Source organism: Streptomyces sp. QH1-20 (genome assembly GCF_041283565.1).
Taxonomy (GTDB): Bacteria; Actinomycetota; Actinomycetes; order Streptomycetales; family Streptomycetaceae; genus Streptomyces; species Streptomyces syringius.
This window is the reverse complement of record NZ_CP166299.1, coordinates 2,819,066-2,835,737: the sequence shown is the minus strand read 5'-3', so window position 1 is coordinate 2,835,737 and position 16,672 is coordinate 2,819,066. Positions and strand designations below refer to the sequence as shown.

Below are 16,672 nucleotides of genomic sequence, written 5' to 3'. Positions count from 1 at the left end.
GGACCACCGCATGACCAAAGATGTGATCGCGCTCACCGAGCGCATGCCGGACGCGCTGAGCGTCCTGGCGGGCCTGCTCGCCGGTGGTCCCGACCTGCGGGTCGGGACCACCGGCGAGGGGGCCGTGGTCCAGCTGTGCGACGCCGAGGGCCGGCCGCTCGTCTCCATCGAGGCGCCGCTGCAGCTCCAGGTGCCGGGCGAGGCGGCCCGGCTGCTGGGGCCCGGAGCCGAGCCGTCCGGCGACGGCCCGGCATGGTGGATCGAGGCCCGCGCCACCACCGGCGTCCCCCAGGCCGAGCAGCTCGCGGGTGCCTTCGCGGCCCGGCTGACCATGCTGCTGGGCGGCCGGGTCTGGCCGCCGGACGCCCCCGGCACCGTCGGCGCGGCCCGCCCGGTCGACGTCTCGGGTGTCACGGCCGTCCCCGTCCCCGCCGCCGCCCAGCCGGCTGTCGACATGCTCACCGACGAGGCCGCCGTCGTCCTCCAGGACCGCCCGGTCGTCCCCATGACGAGCTGGCTCACCGAGGCACTGCGGGCCACCGTGGAGAGCGACCGGTCCCTGCAGATCGTCACCCCGCCGCACTGCCGCCTCTCCCTGCCGACCCGCGTGCTGTTGCAGTCCACACCCTCGCGCTGGGTGGTCCAGGACGAGCGGTGCGGCTACTACGACGGGCTGACCGGCGCGGTACTGCGCTGGCAGGACGGCGCCTTCTCCCCGGACCGCGACGAGAACGGCGAGAGCCCCGTGGCGGACGCCTTCACCGAGGTGCGGCCCACCGGCGAGCGCCAGCTCATCGTCTCCTTCCGCACCCTGCACCAGCCCGAGGCGGACCTCGTGCTCGGCGGCGCGCTGGAAGCCGCCTGGCAGGCGCTGACCGGCGGCCCGCCGGCCGGCTGGGGGACGTCGGAGCCGGCCGGTCTGACCTGGTCGCGGCGGCAGCTGACCGACCTGGCGTACGAGCGCGCCCCCCAGCCCACCTGGACGGTGGTCGTCGGTACCCCGGACCGGCCGGCCGTCGCCACCCTGCGCGTGATCCGCACCTCGGAGGGGGTGGAGGAGGACGTCACCCTCACCCTGGGCTACGGCCCCGGTGAGGAGCTGCCCCTGGAGGCACTGCCGAAGCTGGCCGGCGAGCTGGTGACCCGGCACGGGCTGAAGACCATGATGTGCCAGCTGCGCGAGGCGCGCCGGGACCTGAGCGCCCCGCCCCGCTTCGAGAGCCCGCCGCTGCCGTACGCCTTCGTCCTGGGCCCCGCCGAGGTCCGGGAGGCGGGGCGCGACACCGCGAGCAGAACGCCACTGAAGGACCGACCGGTGCAGCTGGGCCCGGACGCCCGGCCGGGCTTCTACTACCCGCTCGGCGACGGCGAGTCCGCCGAGAACTGGACCGCCCTGGAGCAGCTCGTACGCCACCTGCGCGGGGCGCCGCCGCTCTGAGCACCGGACGGGCTGGGTGTGGCCGAGCTCAGCCACACCCAGCCCGTCCGGCGTTTGAGGACGCGCCCGCAGGGCGCTCGCCGCCGCAGGCGGCACAGACGGCCGGCCCGGGTCAACGGCCCCGCGTCGCGGAAGCCTTCCCCGGGGCGGGGTCCTTGACGAAGGCCCACTCCATCTTCGGCTCCATCGCGAAGCGGAACACCTTCCGCACCGGCTTGCTGCACAGCGCGGTCATCATGGCGATCGCGAGCAGCGTGACGACGACCTCGCCCACCGGCTGCCGGATCCAGGCGTACGCGTCGTACCACTCCCACCAGCGCGACAGCTTGATCAGGAAGCCGTGCAGCAGATACCCGTACAGGGTCCCCGCACCGAGCGCCGTGAACCACACCGTCCGTCCGGGCACCCAGGCGAAGAAGCAGGCGATCAGCACGGCCGCGCAGGCGAAGAGCGCGAGCTGCATCACGGGTGCGGCCCACAGCGGTGCGTCGAGCTCCTGGACGCTGTCGTTGTGGTAGAACCACGCGGTGTCCATGGTCGGCGCCAGCCAGTAGGCGACCGCGACCGCGCCCGCGAAGACCGGCAGCGCGGCGATCCGCACCCAGCGCTTGCGCACGAGGTGGAAGTGTTCGGGCTTCATGTGCAGCCCGATCACGAAGAACGGCAGGAACTGCATCACCCGTTGGAGGTCGAAGTCGGTGCCGACCTCGGGGGAGAGCTCGGCGAGGATCGCGATGACGAAGGCGACCGGCACCGGCCAGCGGATCAGTTTCCAGATCGGGGTGGTCAGCCGCCAGACGAACAGCGCGGCCAGGAACCAGTTCAGGTACCAGGGATTGAGCAGCGAGATCGCCTCGTCGGGCGCGTCGTCCTCCGCCCAGTGCTGGAAGTACGTGTACGCGACCTCGAAGATCAGGTACGGCACGACGACGCCCGTAAGGAGCCGCTTGAGCTTGGCGGGGCTCAGATCGAAGCCACGGGAGAAGTAGCCGGAGATCAGGATGAAGGCCGGCATGTGGAACGCGTACACCGTCATGTACAGCGCCGTCGCCGCCCGGCCGCCGTGGGTGAGCGGCTCCCAGGCGTGTCCGAGGGCGACCAGGACGATCGCCAGGTACTTCGCGTTGTCGAAGAAGGGGTCACGCTGCGGGGCGGGGGCCGGGGCGGGCGGCGGTACCGTCGCCGCACCCGGCCGGGAGACGGCGGAAGCGGAGGCCACGGGGTGCGCGGGAGGCGTGGCGGTGGGGGACATTCGAGGCACCCTAGCGGCGGAAGCGGAACGCGTAAAACCTTGCCCGTACGTACGCACACGGCCCATGGCTTACCTCCGCGATACGCGGTGAACCGCCTCAAAAGCCGCCCCGGCGACCCCGTGGGGATTCCACTGGCGAATCGTCACGCCACCCCCCTGGCGGGCGAGTTGATGGCACGATGGTTGCCGAGAGGGGTCCGGGGGGCACCATGTCCTCCGGGGGGCGGCTCAGGGATTTCCGACCGAGGGGTGATCAGTTGTGACCACTGTTTCACTGTCTGTGGTGTTACTTCTGGCGATCATCCTGGTGGTGATGTACCGCGCGGGCAACATCAAGGCCGGCCCGGCGATCGTCGCCATACTCTTCGGCTTCTTCCTCAAGAACACGAGCATGGCGGAGCCGATCCAGCGGTTCCTCAACTCGATCGCCGAGACGATCAACAACATCAGGTTCTGACCGCGCGCGCACGAATCGTGCCGGAGGGCAGTCCGGCGGGGATGCGCGACGGGCATGCGGAACGCCCCCGGCCGGAGCCGAGGGCGTGCGCTGGAGCGGGCGACGGGAATCGAACCCGCGTAGCCAGTTTGGAAGACTGGGGCTCTACCATTGAGCTACGCCCGCCGGGTCGGTGCTCCGCCGGTGCGGCGAAGACCGCGGTCATCGTATCAGGGGTGAGCGGCGAGGTGTTGTGGCCCTCCGCGGCGATGCTCGACGGCGTCGGGACCCCGCCCCGGTTGTCCGGAACGACTCGCCGACGACCGCCGGTCGGACGCCGTCCGGGCGGTCGCCGGCGATCACCGGTCGATCACCATCCGCCCCCGCCGTCCCGCTGGACCCACCGGGATGACCTGCGCGGAAATCGCGTGCACCAAGGGGCCTTCGGGCATGTACCCTACGTCTCGCACCGACGGGGTGTGGCGCAGCTTGGTAGCGCGTCCGCTTTGGGAGCGGAAGGTCGTCGGTTCGAATCCGGCCACCCCGACCAGCACGACATGTTTTCCGGGTCTTCTCGGTTTCTTGAGATCGCTCGCCGTTTCCGGACGTTTTCCGGTGTTTTCCGGAGCGTCCAGAGGTTTTCCGGCGCGTCCCGCTCGGCTGTACGCGCCGCACGGCCAAGATCACATTGTGGGGCTCAACCTGCTTGCGGTTACTATGCAAGCTGCGCGCCTGTGTGTCTCTCTGCCGGGCGCGGAGTCGCTGAACCTCAGCGGAAACCCAGCAGTCAGCCCCAAGGAGACCGAACCGTGAAGAGCGCCGTGGAGACCCTGAACCCGACTCGGGTTCGGCTCACTGTCGAGGTGCCCTTCGAGGAGCTCAAGGCCAGCCTCGACGCGGCGTACAAGAAGATCAACCAGCAGGTCACGGTGAAGGGCTTCCGTCAGGGCAAGATCCCGGCCCGCGTCATCGACCAGCGGTTCGGCCGTGGTGCGGTGCTGGAGGAGGCCGTCAACGACGCGCTGCCGAAGTTCTACACCGAGGCGGTCAACGAGGCCGACCTGAACCCGCTGGGCCAGCCCGAGGTGGACATCACGGAGCTGAAGGACGGCGAGCTGCTGGCCTTCACCGCCGAGGTGGACATCCGCCCGGCCCTCGAGATCCCGGACTACTCCGGCATCGAGGTCACCGTCGACGCCGTCGAGGTGTCGGACGAGGACGTCGAGAAGTCGCTCGAGCAGCTCCGTGACCGCTTCGCCACCACCTCCCCGGTCGAGCGCGCCGCCGCCGAGGGCGACATCGTCACCGTCGACCTGGAGGCCAAGGTCGACGGCGAGGTGCTGGAGGACGGCGTCGCCACCGGCGTCGACTACACCATCGGTTCCGGCCAGCTCCTGGACGGCATCGACGAGGCCGTGACCGGCCTCGAGGCCGGCGGCACCGCCACCTTCACCTCCGAGCTCAAGGGCGGCAGCGCCGAGGGCAAGGAGGCCGAGGTCACGGTCGTCGTCACCGCCGTCAAGGCCCGTGAACTGCCCGAGCTGGACGACGACTTCGCCCAGCTGGCGAGCGAGTTCGACACGCTCGAGGAGCTGCGCGCGGACAGCGAGAAGCGCCTCGGCCGGATGAAGAAGTACGACCAGGCCACCCAGGCCCAGGAGAAGGTGCTCGAGGAGCTGCTCAAGCTCGTCGAGGTCCCGATGCCCGAGAAGCTTCTCGAGGACGAGGTCAACACCCGCAAGCACAACCTGGAGCACCACCAGCTGGGCCAGATGGGCCTGGACCTGGCGAAGTACCTGGAGATCCAGGGCAAGTCCGCCGAGGACTTCGACGCCGAGCTCAAGGAGCAGGCCGAGAAGGGCATCAAGACCCAGTTCGTCCTCGACGAGATCGTCAACAAGGAGAAGCTGTCGGTCGGCCAGGAGGAGCTCACCGAGCACCTCATGCGCCGTGCGCAGTCCTCCGGCATGAGCCCCGACCAGTTCGCCCAGGCCGTCGTCGAGGGTGGCCAGGTGCCGATGCTCGTCGGTGAGGTCGCCCGCGGCAAGGCCCTCGCGACCGTCGTCGAGGCCGCCACGGTCAAGGACACCAACGGCGAGGTCGTCGACCTGGACGACGAGGACGAGACCGCCGAGACGGTCGAGGCCACCACCGAGACGGCCGAGGCCGCCGAGGAGAAGACCGAGGCCTGATCCTCGGTCCCTGCGCAGCCCGCAGAACCCCTTACGGACGGGCCCGTACGTGTTTGCGCACGTACGGGCCCGTCCGTGGTCTCCGGGGCCTGTCAGGGCCCCTGGAACCTGCGCTCAGAGCGAACAGTTCCTGATGCGGGATGGCGCCCGCCGGACAGCGCGTTAGGGTCCGTAGATACGAGGGCAGGGGAGACGTGGGAGCGGGCCGAGCAGACTGGCCGCACCACCCCCGACCTCAGGTAGAAGACGCGGAGACGGCCCGTTGCCGTCAGAGACGAGCAGGTGGATACGTGACGAATCTGATGCCTTCCGCCGCCGGTGAGATTGCCTTCGGTGGTGGCCTCGGCGACCAGGTCTACAACCGGCTGCTCGGGGAGCGGATCATCTTCCTCGGCCAGCAGGTCGACGACGAGATCGCGAACAAGATCTGTGCGCAGCTGCTGCTGCTGGCCGCGGAGCCGGACAAGGACATCTTCCTTTACATCAACTCGCCCGGTGGCTCGGTGACCGCCGGCTTCGCGATCTACGACACCATGCGTTACATCAAGAACGACGTGGTCACGATCGCGATGGGCCTCGCGGCCTCCATGGGGCAGTTCCTGCTGACCGCGGGCACCCCCGGCAAGCGCTTCGCGCTGCCGAACTCGGACATCCTCATGCACCAGGGCTCCGCCGGCCTCGGCGGCACCGCCTCGGACATCAAGATCCAGGCCGAGCAGCTGCTCCGCACGAAGAAGCGCATGGCGCAGATCACCGCGGAGCACACCGGCCAGACGGTGGAGACGATCATCCGCGACGGTGACCGTGACCGTTGGTTCACCGCGGAGGAGGCCAAGGAGTACGGGATCATCGACGAGATCATCACCTACGCCTCCGGCGTTCCGGGCGGCGGCGGCACCGGGGCCTGATACCCCCCGGCAGCACCGCCTCGAAGCCGAATCCCAGCCCACCGATCGCCATCAGGATGGTGAACACCCGCATGAACAACTTCCCCGGCAGCGGCCTCTACACCGGCCCGCAGGCCGAAGCCCGCTACGTCGTGCCGCGCTTCGTGGAGCGCACCTCCCAGGGCGTCCGTGAGTACGACCCGTACGCGAAGCTCTTCGAGGAGCGCGTGATCTTCCTGGGCGTCCAGGTCGACGACGCCTCCGCCAACGACGTCATGGCGCAGCTGCTGTGCCTGGAGTCGATGGACCCCGACCGTGACATCTCGATCTACATCAACTCGCCGGGCGGCTCGTTCACCGCGCTGACCGCGATCTACGACACGATGCAGTTCGTGAAGCCCGACATCCAGACCGTCTGCATGGGCCAGGCCGCCTCCGCGGCCGCGATCCTGCTGGCCGCCGGTACCCCCGGCAAGCGGATGGCCCTGCCGAACGCCCGCGTCCTGATCCACCAGCCGTCCAGCCAGACGGGCCGTGAGCAGCTCTCCGACCTGGAGATCGCGGCGAACGAGATCATGCGCATGCGTACGCAGCTCGAGGAGATGCTGGCGAAGCACTCCAGCACGCCGATCGAGAAGATCCGTGACGACATCGAGCGCGACAAGATCCTCACTGCCGAGGACGCGCTCGCGTACGGTCTGGTCGACCAGATCGTTTCGACGCGTAAGACGTCTGTTTCGGTCTGAGTTCCGGTCCGGGATCCGTTGTCGGGTGGCAACCCCCTTGGACCGAGTAGGTCCAAGGGGGGCCCGCACAGGGGGCCCGGCAAGGTACCGTCGATAGGCAAGCACCCGGGTTCGCAGAGCAAGGCGGATCCCAGGCGAAGGGGAAGCACCTCGTGGCACGCATCGGTGACGGCGGCGACCTGCTCAAGTGCTCGTTCTGCGGCAAGAGCCAGAAGCAGGTGAAGAAGCTCATCGCGGGTCCTGGTGTGTACATCTGCGACGAGTGCATCGACCTCTGCAACGAGATCATCGAGGAAGAGCTCGCGGAGACCTCCGAGGTGCGTTGGGAGGAGCTTCCCAAGCCCCGTGAGATCTACGAGTTCCTCGAAGGCTATGTAGTGGGCCAGGAGGCAGCCAAGAAGGCTCTCTCCGTCGCGGTCTACAACCACTACAAGCGTGTGCAGGCCGGCGAGAACGCCGGAAGCCGCGACGACGGCATCGAGTTGGCGAAGTCCAACATCCTGCTGCTCGGCCCTACGGGCTCCGGCAAGACCCTGCTCGCGCAGACGCTCGCCCGGATGCTCAACGTCCCGTTCGCCATCGCCGACGCGACCGCGCTGACGGAGGCGGGCTATGTGGGCGAGGACGTCGAGAACATCCTGCTGAAGCTGATCCAGGCCGCTGACTACGACGTCAAGAAGGCCGAGACCGGCATCATCTACATCGATGAGATCGACAAGGTCGCCCGAAAGAGCGAAAATCCGTCGATCACACGAGACGTTTCCGGCGAGGGCGTCCAGCAGGCCCTGCTGAAGATCCTGGAAGGCACGACGGCCTCCGTCCCGCCGCAGGGCGGCCGTAAGCACCCGCACCAGGAGTTCATCCAGATCGACACGACGAACGTCCTGTTCATCGTGGGCGGTGCCTTCTCCGGCCTGGAGAAGATCATCGAGTCGCGGGCCGGCGCCAAGGGCATCGGCTTCGGCGCCACGATCCGCTCCAAGCGCGAGATCGAGGCCAGCGACCAGTTCCAGGAGGTCATGCCGGAGGACCTGGTGAAGTTCGGGATGATCCCCGAATTCATCGGTCGCCTCCCGGTCATCACCTCCGTCCACAACCTGGACCGCGAGGCGCTCCTCCAGATCCTCGTCGAGCCGCGCAACGCCCTGGTGAAGCAGTACCAGCGGCTGTTCGAACTCGACGGCGTGGAGCTGGACTTCGACCGCCCGGCCCTCGAGGCCATCGCCGACCAGGCCATCCTCCGTGGCACGGGTGCGCGAGGCCTGCGCGCCATCATGGAAGAGGTCCTGATGTCGGTGATGTACGAGGTCCCGTCCCGCAAGGACGTCGCCCGCGTCGTCATCACCGAAGACGTCGTCCACTCGAACGTCAACCCCACCCTGGTGCCGCGCGAGCCCCGCATCGTGGGCAAGGACGAACGACACGAGAAGAGCGCGTAGCGCGCTGTCTGTACGCACGGAAAGGGGGCGCCCGGCCTGGTCGGCCGGGCGCCCCCTTTCGTCGTCGGCTCAGGTGGGCTTGCGTACGTCCCGGTAGATGCCTGCCGTGGTCTTGGCGAAGGCTGCGAGGTCCACGGAGTCCGTCGAGACTCGTCCGGGATCGAAGTCGATGACCAGCATCGCGTCCGATTCTTCCGCCCACGCGCAGGCCGGGGCGTAGGCGCGGTCGTACATCTTCACCAGCTCACAGGTGATGGCCGGACCGTCGGGGCCGTCCGGTGTGAAGGCGTGCCGCTCGCCCGCCACGGACGGTTTCCCCGGGCCGCTCTCGAAGCCCTTGAACATGCCGTCCAGAACGGCGTCCGGCTCACCGATACCGCCGTACGCGCCCGACAGCGACAGCGTCACCGCGTGGTTCGCCACCCGCTGATAGCGGCCCAGTACGGAAACGGCGCCCCTGGGCATGCCGCCCTGGACGCCGAGCCCTTCCTTCTCCAGCTCCTTGGTCCCGGCATCGAGCCGGTACGCCCCGCCGACCAGCGTCGGCGGGGTGACGAGCGTGACCCTCGGGCCGTCGTCGCCCGGGACGAGCAGCAGAACGGCAGCGGCGACGGCCGCCGCGACGCCGAGTACGACGGCCGCGGCGGGCAGCAGGAGCCGGCGCCCGGTCAGCGGAGTTACTGCTTCAGTTCCTTGCGCGCGTCCGTGCGTACCTTGGCGGTGGCCTCGGACGTCTCCTTCGCCGACATCACCGGACCGGTGGGGGTGGTGCCGGTGGTACCCGCCGAGCCGGTCGGGGCGCCCGAGGACTTGCTGACCGCGTGCTCGACGACGCCCACGGCGCTGCTGTCGCCCCAGACGCAGAAGCTGGTCTCGGAGGAGGAAGTAATGGTGCCGAAGGTCACCGTGGCCTTCTGGGCCTTGCATTTCATGACCGCGCCGTCGAAGCCGCTCGGGGTGTACTCGGCCGTCTCGGTGACCGTCTCGACCTTGGCCTTGAACTTCTCCATGGACTTCTGCTGGTTCTCGTCGATCTTCGCGAGCATCGCGTCGACCGACTTGTGGGGATCGGCTACGTCGCCGTAGACAGCCGTCACCCGCAGCTTCTGCTTCTCGGGGCTGGTGTAGCCCCCCTTCACGCCCGTGCCGTTGGTGATGCCCATCGCCTTGGCATCCTTGTCATTGGCGAGGTTCTCCTTCTCCTTGACAGAGCCGAGCGCCTCCTTGGTGTACTTCCCGTCGAGCAGGGTCTGCGGCAGCACGATCTCGTACGGTGCCACCTTCCCGTCGCTCCCGCTCCCGCTGCCGCTCCCGTTCAGGAAGAACACCGCGCCGCCCACGATGGCACCCACCACGACCAGCGCGCCGATCACGATGCCGACCGTCTTGCCCTTGCCGCCGCCCTGCGGGGGCATCGGCGGCGGGTACTGGCCCGGGACGCCCGGCTGGCCGTACGGCGGCTGCTGGCCGTAGGGGCCCGGCTGCTGGGGGGCGCCGTAGGGGGCCTGGGGCTGGCCGTAGGGGGGCTGCTGGCCGTACGGGGCCGCGGGGGGCTGCTGGGGGTAGCCGTAGCCGGGCTGTCCGGGGGCGCCGCCCTGGCCGTACGGGTTGGGCTGCTGGGGTGGCTGCTGGCCGTACGGGCCCGGCTGGGGGTAGCTCATCGTGTCTCTCTTCGAATGCGGGGGGACTCTCGCGTCAGATGCCCGTCATCCTTCCCGATGACTTACCCAGGCTTTACCGCGGGGCCGCAACGGTTTCGGAACAGTTGACGTCCGCCCTCACGCGCCGGTCTCGACGCGAACGTCCTGGCGGAGCCTCGCCGTCCGGTTTGCCGCCTCCTCCAGGCCGAGGTCCTGGCCGCTCGCGAGCAGCGCCATGTCGAGGGCGAAGACGGTGCCGACCGTGTGCTTGTCGGCCCAGATGCACAGCGGCATCTTCATGGTCCGCACGCCCGAGTTGCTCCACTTGGTGATCTGGCACTTCATCACGGCGTCGTCGCCGAGCCCGGCCGGGGACATCCGCTGGGGCGTGCCCTCGAACTCGGTCTTCGCGTCGGGGTTCTTCTCGTTCGCGGTCGCCCGGGTCACGCTCAGGAACAACCCGTCCACCATCACTTCGGGGCTGCGTACCTCATCGCCCCACGCGCCGGTGAACCTCAGCTGCTTCTGGGAGAGCTTGTCCTCACCGGACTTGTACGCGCCCGAGACGCTCCGCGGGTTGGTGATTCCCAGGATCTTGAGATCGTCCAGCTCCTTCGAGCCGAACCCGCCCCCGGACTCGCCGGGGTCCTTCTTGTACTCGCCCGCGACCGTCTCGGGCGCGATGAGCTTGTAGCTCTTCCCGGCCGGGGCCGCAGGGACGCTGGGGGAGGGGCTCGCCGGGGCGGTGGACGGGGTCTTGCCGTCCGCCTTGTGGTTCGCCTTCCGTCCGCTTCCGGTGAGGAGGACGATGCCGCCCACGATCGCCCCGACCAGGACGACCGCGCCGGCCGCGAGGGCGATCGCCTTGCCCTTGCCGCCGCCCTGCGGAGGTATCGGGGGCGGGTACGGGGGCGGCATGCCCGGCCCCCAGCTGCCCGGCTGCTGCTGGGGCTGGGGCTGGTACGGCGGCCCGCCGTAGCCGTACCCCGGCCGGCCGTACGGATCCGGCTGTGGTGCCGGCTGCTGCGGTGGTACCCCGTAAGGGCCGGGCTGGTGCTGGGTCATCGTCGTCCCCTGCGTCTACGGATGCGTCTACGGATGCGGCTGCGGAAGATCGGTTCGCGACATCCTTACGGATCGCCCGGCCGCGCCCCGCCCCGGGGCGTAAACGGGTTCGTGAGCGGGCGGCGCCGCCCCGTAGAATCTCCCCGTGACCGAGAACACTCAGCAGAGCCCCGACCGCGGGCCGACGAACAGCAACCCCGAACTGCCGACCCAGTACGCGCCGGCCGAGGTAGAGGGGCAGCTGTACGAGCGCTGGGTAGAGCGCGGTTACTTCACCGCCGACGCCACGAGCGAGAAGCCGCCGTACACCATCGTCATCCCCCCGCCGAACGTCACGGGCTCGCTGCACCTGGGCCACGCCTTCCAGCACACCCTGATGGACGCCCTCACCCGGCGTAAGCGCATGCAGGGCTTCGAGGCGCTGTGGCTGCCCGGCATGGACCACGCCGGCATCGCCACCCAGAACAAGGTCGAGCAGCAGCTCGCCGAGGAGGGCAAGTCCCGCCACGACCTGGGTCGCGAGGAGTTCGTCTCGCGCGTGTGGCAGTGGAAGGAGGAGTACGGCGGCAAGATCCTGGGCCAGATGCGGCGGCTCGGTGACGGCGTCGACTGGTCCCGTGAGCGCTTCACCATGGACGAGGGCCTGTCCAAGGCCGTCCAGACCATCTTCAAGAAGCTCTACGACGACGAGCTGATCTACCGCGCCGAGCGCATCATCAACTGGTGCCCGCGCTGTCTGACGGCCATCTCGGACATCGAGGTGGAGTACCAGGAGGACGCGGGCGAGCTCGTCTCCATCACGTACGGCGAGGGCGAGGAGACGCTGGTCGTCGCCACCACGCGCGCCGAGACGATGCTGGGTGACACCGCCGTCGCCGTCCACCCGGACGACGAGCGCTACCGGCACCTGGTCGGCAAGCAGATCAAGCTGCCGCTGACCGACCGGACCATCCCGGTCGTCGCCGACACGCACGTCGACCCCGAGTTCGGTACGGGCGCGGTCAAGGTGACCCCGGCCCACGACCCGAACGACTTCGCGATCGGCCAGCGCCACGGCCTGCCGTCGCTGACGGTCATGGACGAGCACGGCGTCATCACCGTGCACGGCCCCTTCCTCGGCCTGGACCGCTTCGAGGCCCGTTCCGCGGTCGTCGGCGCGTTGCGCTCGCAGGGCCGGATCGTCGCCGAGAAGCGCCCGTACACGCACTCCGTCGGGCACTGCTCGCGCTGCAAGACCACCGTCGAGCCGCGTCTGTCGCTGCAGTGGTGGGTCAACGTCAAGCCGCTCGCCCAGGCCGCCGGTGACGCGGTCCGCGACGGCCGGGTCGCGATCCACCCCGAGGACATGTCGAAGCGCTACTTCGACTGGGTCGACAACATGCACGACTGGTGCATCTCGCGCCAGCTGTGGTGGGGTCACCGCATCCCCGTCTGGTACGGCCCCGACGGCGAGGTCGTCTGCGTCGGCCCCGACGAGCAGCCGCCCACCGGCGAGGGCTGGCACCAGGACACCGACGTCCTGGACACCTGGTTCTCCTCCGGCCTGTGGCCCTTCTCGACCCTGGGCTGGCCGGAGCGGACCCCGGACCTCGAGAAGTTCTACTCGACCGACGTCCTGCTCACCGGCCACGACATCATCTTCTTCTGGGTCGCCCGGATGATGATGTTCGGTCTGTACGCGATGGACGGCGAGGTCCCCTTCAAGACGATCTCGCTGACCGGTCTCGTCCGCGACGAGCGCGGCAAGAAGATGTCGAAGTCCTTCGGCAACGTCGTCGACCCGCTGGACTGGATGGACAAGTACGGCTCCGACGCCGTCCGCTTCACCCTCGCCAAGGGCGCCAACCCCGGCACCGACGTCCCGATCGGCGAGGACTGGGTCCAGGCGTCCCGCAACTTCGCCAACAAGATCTGGAACGCCACGCGCTTCGCGCTGATGAACGGCGCCACGGTCGAGGGCGAGCTGCCGCCGCTCGAGCAGCTGTCGGCCACCGACCGCTGGATCCTGTCGCGGCTGAACAAGACGGTCGCTCAGGTCGACGCCTACTACGAGGACTTCCAGTTCTCGAAGCTCAGCGAGGCGCTCTACCACTTCGCGTGGGACGAGGTCTTCGACTGGTACGTCGAGCTCTCCAAGACCACGTTCATGGCGGGCGGCGAGCAGGCGAAGGTCTCCGGCCGCGTCCTCGGCGAGGTCCTCGACGTCCTGCTGCGCGTGCTGCACCCGGTGGTCCCCTTCGTCACCGAGACGCTGTGGACGACGCTCACGGGCAAGGAGTCGATCGTCGTCGCCGACTGGCCGAAGGACTCGGGCTTCCGCGACGCCGACGCCGAGCGGGAGATCGAGAACCTCCAGCAGGTGATCACCGAGGTCCGCCGCTTCCGCTCCGACCAGGGCCTCCAGCCCGGTCAGCGGGTCCCGGCGCAGCTCGACCTGAGCGGTACGACCCTCGCCGCCCACGAGGACGCCATCCGCCAGCTGCTGCGGCTGCAGCCCGCCGGGGACGGCTTCCACGCCACCGCGACCCTGCCGGTCGCCGGTGCCACCGTCGCCCTCGACCTCTCGGGCACCATCGACGTCGAGGCCGAGCGCAAGCGGCTGACCAAGGCGCTGGCGGCGGCCGAGAAGGACAAGGCGCAGTGCACGGCGAAGCTGGGCAATGAGGCGTTCCTCGCCAAGGCCGCCGACGTGGCCGTGGAGAAGATCCGTAAGCGGCTGGAGACGGCCGAGGCCGACATCGAGCGGCTCACCGCCCAGCTGGCGGGCCTGCCCACGGCCTAGTCCGGTCCGGGTCCCACATGGGACCCCACGGCCCATCCACAGGCCCCTCTTCCATCTGGTCGAGGGGCCTGTTCCGGGTCCGGCGGTCACGCATCGGCCAGAACAGCACGTACGCCGTCGACACGGCCACGAAGCCGAGCCGGACCAGGCCCTTGGCCGACTCGTCGGGCACGGCGAACACGCTGCCGTAGAGCGTGATCAGCGCGATCCAGCTCCACCACGGCACCAGCCGCCGCTGCCCGCACACGTCCCACAGCAGGGTGCCGAGCAGCACCGACGCCGTGTAGTAGGTGTAGACGCTCGGGTCGAGGACGATCCGGGCGTTCGCGCCCAGCAGCACGACCCCCGCCCAGCGGCCCCGCCACACCGCGACCGCGCCGAGCGTGAGACCGAGGGCGGCCTGGGCGGGCCGGGCCCAGTCGGGCGTCTCGGGGTCGTTCGCACCCAGCCAGCGCAGCGCGGACGCCGGGTTGTTGGGGATCGTGAACTTCGCGGCGGCGAAGGACTGCGGGTCGGCGAGGAAGAACGGCAGCCAGGCCACCGCCACCAGCCCCGCGCACCACAGTCCCGCGCGCAGCCACTGCTGCTTCGGCAGGGTGAGGATCAGCGGCAGGAACGCCAGCGCGGTCGGCTTGGAGTCCATGGCCAGGGCCAGACAGGCGCCGACGGCGGCGGCGTTGCCCCGGGTCAGGAACCACACGGCCAGCGCGGTGAAGAACAGCGCGAGCACGTCGTCGAGGTGGCCGAAGCGGACCGACACCTCGATCCACATGGGGATGAAGGCGAGCCCCGCGATCAGGACGCGCTGCCGCAGCCGCTGGTGATTGGTGCCGGTGCCCAGGAAGTGCGTCGCGGCGCTGCGCCCGGCGAGCACCAGGATCACCAGGCCCAGCAGGGACATGAACGCCGCCGCCAGGAACTGGCCCGTGTGCTCCGAGAAGGGGTTGAACAGCCCCGCCACCAGGAAGCTGATGGGACCCATCTGGAGCTCGGGATGGTGGGCGTAGAGATTGAGCCCGCCGGTGCCGTCGCCCGACGAGCCCTGGTAGATCAGCTCACCGCCGGTGCGCAGGTAGTGCCAGGAGAACCCGCCGTTCGGCTCCACCAGCGCGAACCACAGGACGGTCCACGCGGTGAGCAGCAGCAGGTGCATCCTTGTGCTGACTTCAGGTATCCGCACAACGCTCCCGTTTCCGCCGCCCGGAACGGCTCCGGGCATCAGTCCCCGGCCGTCAGATGGCTACGGGGGACGGGAGGTTGTGCTGTGCGCGGGCTGTGTGACTCACCTCATGGTTTGCCGGGGACGGTCCGTAGAACGGTTCGTCAGCTCTCCACGGCCACCGGGCCGGAGAGGACCTGCTCGGCGTTGCGGCGCGTCTTGGCCCAGCCGTTGCGCCCCCGCAGCATCCGTACGAACCCCCGGGCGGACGCCGGGAACAGGTGGTAGGCGTACAGCCACAGCGCGAGGCCCCACAGCAGCGCGACGAGCAGCGAGCGGCCCGGCGCGCGGTCCCGGCGGTAGACCGGGCCCCACAGCACGAACGGCAGCACGGAGACGACGGCCAGCGCGAGCACGAGCGGCCACAGGGCCAGAATGCCGCCGAGCGTCTCGCCCGCGCCCTCGTCGGCTATGGACAGACCGAGGAAGACGAACATCACCGCGCACAGGGCCAGGGTGACCAGGTGGGCGACCGGCTGGAGGAAGGTGTAGAGCGTCTCCAGGACGCCCTTGCCGCTGTAGTGGCGCGAGGAGACGATGCGCGGCGCGTAGCGGACGCACTGCAGGTTGCCCTGCGCCCAGCGGGTGCGCTGGGTGAGGAACCGGCGGCCGTGCGGCAGGCCCTCCTGGGAGACCCAGGTGTCGGCTATGTGGGCTATCCGGTCACCGCCCAGGATCATGTGCAGACCCAGCTCGTAGTCCTCCAGCAGGGCACCGCGCTGCCACGGGCGGCGCTCGGCGGCCGCGATGCGGTCCAGGGCGGAGAGCCGGGTGAACTGGCCGTTGCCGCCGAGACCGACGGAGCCGGTGCGGCCGCGCAGCAGCTGCATCCCCGCGTTGGACACGGAGAACTCCATGTCCTGCATGCGCACCAGCAGCCGGGCGAAGGCATTGCGGACGCGACCGCGGTCGGGCAGCGGGCGCGGGTCCTCGGTGTTCCGCATCCGGACGCTGACCTGCACGCCGCCGATCTCCGGGTCGCCGAAGCCGCTCGGGCCGCTGACCCGGGCCAGGGCCTGCGGGTCGAGCTGGCCGTCGGCGTCGATGACGCACACGACGATCCGCTCGCGGTCGGCGTCCTCGCCCAGGAACTGGTTCAGCTCGTCGTACGCGGCGTTGAGGGCCGCGCCCTTGCCGGTACGGGCGTTCGGGCGGTGCCGGCGCACGAGGTGGACCCGGCGGTCCGTCTCGGCCAGCTCCGCGACGATCGCACCGGTCCGGTCGTCGCTGTCGTCGTCGATGACCCAGACGTGGGCGCCGGGGAAGTCGCTCCGCATCCGGCCGACCGTCGTGGCCACGACGGCCTCCTCGTCCCGGCACGGCACGAAGAAGTGCCAGTCGTGGCTCGCGGGGTCACCGGCCTGGGCCTCGGCCCGGCGCGTGTACGCGTGCCGCGCGCCGGCCCAGTACAGCAGGAAGCAGAGCAGGAGGAAGAAGGGGAAGACGAGCAGGAGGGGGTTGTCGAACATGCGGGGCTCCGTGGTCGGCGCGGGGTCAGGCCGGGGCTCCGCCCCGGACCCCGGTCCTCAATCGCCGGACGGGCTGAAATCAGCCCGCCCGGCGATTGAGGGCAAAG

At 69.6% G+C, this 16,672-nt stretch carries 13 protein-coding genes and 2 tRNA genes; 8 read left to right on the top strand and 7 right to left on the bottom strand.

Going from position 1 to position 16,672, the window contains the following annotated elements:
* Window positions 1-10: 10 nt before the first annotated feature.
* Window positions 11-1,438 carry a DUF6177 family protein gene (locus AB8O64_RS12755; RefSeq protein WP_370419283.1) on the top strand — a complete coding sequence of 476 codons (1,428 nt, stop codon included), beginning with the start codon at window positions 11-13 and terminating at the stop codon, window positions 1,436-1,438.
* Between the two features lie 112 nt (window positions 1,439-1,550).
* On the opposite strand, the gene AB8O64_RS12750 is transcribed toward AB8O64_RS12755, so the two are convergent.
* Window positions 1,551-2,690, bottom strand: a complete 1,140-nt coding sequence (locus AB8O64_RS12750; RefSeq protein ID WP_370419282.1) for an acyltransferase family protein — start codon at window positions 2,688-2,690, stop codon at window positions 1,551-1,553.
* Between the two features lie 283 nt (window positions 2,691-2,973).
* Here AB8O64_RS12750 and AB8O64_RS12745 point away from each other — a divergent pair, with 283 nt between their 5' ends.
* Complete coding sequence (locus tag AB8O64_RS12745; RefSeq protein WP_362213498.1) at window positions 2,974-3,147, top strand: hypothetical protein; 174 nt, start codon at window positions 2,974-2,976, stop codon at window positions 3,145-3,147.
* Window positions 3,148-3,238: 91 nt separating this feature from the next.
* On the opposite strand, the gene AB8O64_RS12740 is transcribed toward AB8O64_RS12745, so the two are convergent.
* Window positions 3,239-3,312: transfer RNA gene (locus tag AB8O64_RS12740), tRNA-Gly, on the bottom strand.
* Between the two features lie 287 nt (window positions 3,313-3,599).
* Here AB8O64_RS12740 and AB8O64_RS12735 point away from each other — a divergent pair.
* The 5 genes from AB8O64_RS12735 (at window position 3,600) to clpX (ending at window position 8,390) form a co-directional block, all read left to right on the top strand.
* A tRNA-Pro gene (locus AB8O64_RS12735) sits at window positions 3,600-3,676 on the top strand.
* Window positions 3,677-3,935: 259 nt separating this feature from the next.
* A complete protein-coding gene (gene tig, locus AB8O64_RS12730; protein ID WP_356456837.1) occupies window positions 3,936-5,318 on the top strand; it encodes a trigger factor in 1,383 nt (460 codons plus the stop codon).
* A 290-nt stretch (window positions 5,319-5,608) separates the two neighbouring features.
* Entirely contained in the window at window positions 5,609-6,226 is a 618-nt protein-coding gene (locus tag AB8O64_RS12725) for an ATP-dependent Clp protease proteolytic subunit (protein WP_370419281.1), read from the top strand.
* A gap of 56 nt (window positions 6,227-6,282) precedes the next feature.
* Window positions 6,283-6,951, top strand: coding sequence for an ATP-dependent Clp protease proteolytic subunit (locus AB8O64_RS12720; RefSeq protein ID WP_130877735.1), 669 nt, complete (start codon window positions 6,283-6,285; stop codon window positions 6,949-6,951).
* A gap of 152 nt (window positions 6,952-7,103) precedes the next feature.
* Window positions 7,104-8,390, top strand: a complete 1,287-nt coding sequence (clpX, locus tag AB8O64_RS12715) for an ATP-dependent Clp protease ATP-binding subunit ClpX (protein ID WP_365370604.1) — start codon at window positions 7,104-7,106, stop codon at window positions 8,388-8,390.
* A 69-nt stretch (window positions 8,391-8,459) separates the two neighbouring features.
* Here clpX and AB8O64_RS12710 read toward each other — a convergent pair whose 3' ends face one another.
* From AB8O64_RS12710 to AB8O64_RS12700, 3 genes are all read right to left on the bottom strand, one after another.
* Window positions 8,460-8,855 (bottom strand): hypothetical protein, encoded by a 396-nt coding sequence (locus tag AB8O64_RS12710; protein ID WP_370419280.1) that lies wholly within the window; start codon window positions 8,853-8,855, stop codon window positions 8,460-8,462.
* Window positions 8,856-9,067: 212 nt separating this feature from the next.
* Window positions 9,068-10,051: a hypothetical protein gene (locus AB8O64_RS12705; protein WP_370419279.1), complete on the bottom strand. Its 984-nt coding sequence runs from the start codon at window positions 10,049-10,051 to the stop codon at window positions 9,068-9,070.
* A gap of 117 nt (window positions 10,052-10,168) precedes the next feature.
* Window positions 10,169-11,095 carry a hypothetical protein gene (locus AB8O64_RS12700; RefSeq protein ID WP_370419278.1) on the bottom strand — a complete coding sequence of 309 codons (927 nt, stop codon included), beginning with the start codon at window positions 11,093-11,095 and terminating at the stop codon, window positions 10,169-10,171.
* A gap of 145 nt (window positions 11,096-11,240) precedes the next feature.
* Here AB8O64_RS12700 and AB8O64_RS12695 point away from each other — a divergent pair, with 145 nt between their 5' ends.
* Window positions 11,241-13,877: a valine--tRNA ligase gene (locus AB8O64_RS12695; RefSeq protein ID WP_370419277.1), complete on the top strand. Its 2,637-nt coding sequence runs from the start codon at window positions 11,241-11,243 to the stop codon at window positions 13,875-13,877.
* Here AB8O64_RS12695 and AB8O64_RS12690 read toward each other — a convergent pair.
* Window positions 13,843-15,030, bottom strand: a complete 1,188-nt coding sequence (locus AB8O64_RS12690; RefSeq protein ID WP_370419276.1) for a hypothetical protein — start codon at window positions 15,028-15,030, stop codon at window positions 13,843-13,845. The genes AB8O64_RS12695 and AB8O64_RS12690 overlap by 35 nt on opposite strands.
* Before the next feature lie 170 nt (window positions 15,031-15,200).
* Complete coding sequence (locus AB8O64_RS12685; protein WP_370419275.1) at window positions 15,201-16,565, bottom strand: glycosyltransferase; 1,365 nt, start codon at window positions 16,563-16,565, stop codon at window positions 15,201-15,203.
* Window positions 16,566-16,672: the final 107 nt, after the last annotated feature.

What these genes read in the sequence shown, in the direction of transcription:
- AB8O64_RS12750 (WP_370419282.1), bottom strand. Translation starts at nt 2,690, where the DNA reads ATGTCCCCCACCGCCACGCCTCCCGCGCACCCCGTGGCCTCCGCTTCC.
- AB8O64_RS12690 (WP_370419276.1), bottom strand. Translation starts at nt 15,030, where the DNA reads ATGCACCTGCTGCTGCTCACCGCGTGGACCGTCCTGTGGTTCGCGCTG.
- AB8O64_RS12720 (WP_130877735.1), top strand. Translation starts at nt 6,283, where the DNA reads ATGGTGAACACCCGCATGAACAACTTCCCCGGCAGCGGCCTCTACACC.
- AB8O64_RS12705 (WP_370419279.1), bottom strand. Translation starts at nt 10,051, where the DNA reads ATGAGCTACCCCCAGCCGGGCCCGTACGGCCAGCAGCCACCCCAGCAG.
- AB8O64_RS12685 (WP_370419275.1), bottom strand. Translation starts at nt 16,565, where the DNA reads ATGTTCGACAACCCCCTCCTGCTCGTCTTCCCCTTCTTCCTCCTGCTC.
- AB8O64_RS12700 (WP_370419278.1), bottom strand. Translation starts at nt 11,095, where the DNA reads ATGACCCAGCACCAGCCCGGCCCTTACGGGGTACCACCGCAGCAGCCG.
- AB8O64_RS12710 (WP_370419280.1), bottom strand. Translation starts at nt 8,855, where the DNA reads ATGCCCAGGGGCGCCGTTTCCGTACTGGGCCGCTATCAGCGGGTGGCG.
- AB8O64_RS12755 (WP_370419283.1), top strand. Translation starts at nt 11, where the DNA reads ATGACCAAAGATGTGATCGCGCTCACCGAGCGCATGCCGGACGCGCTG.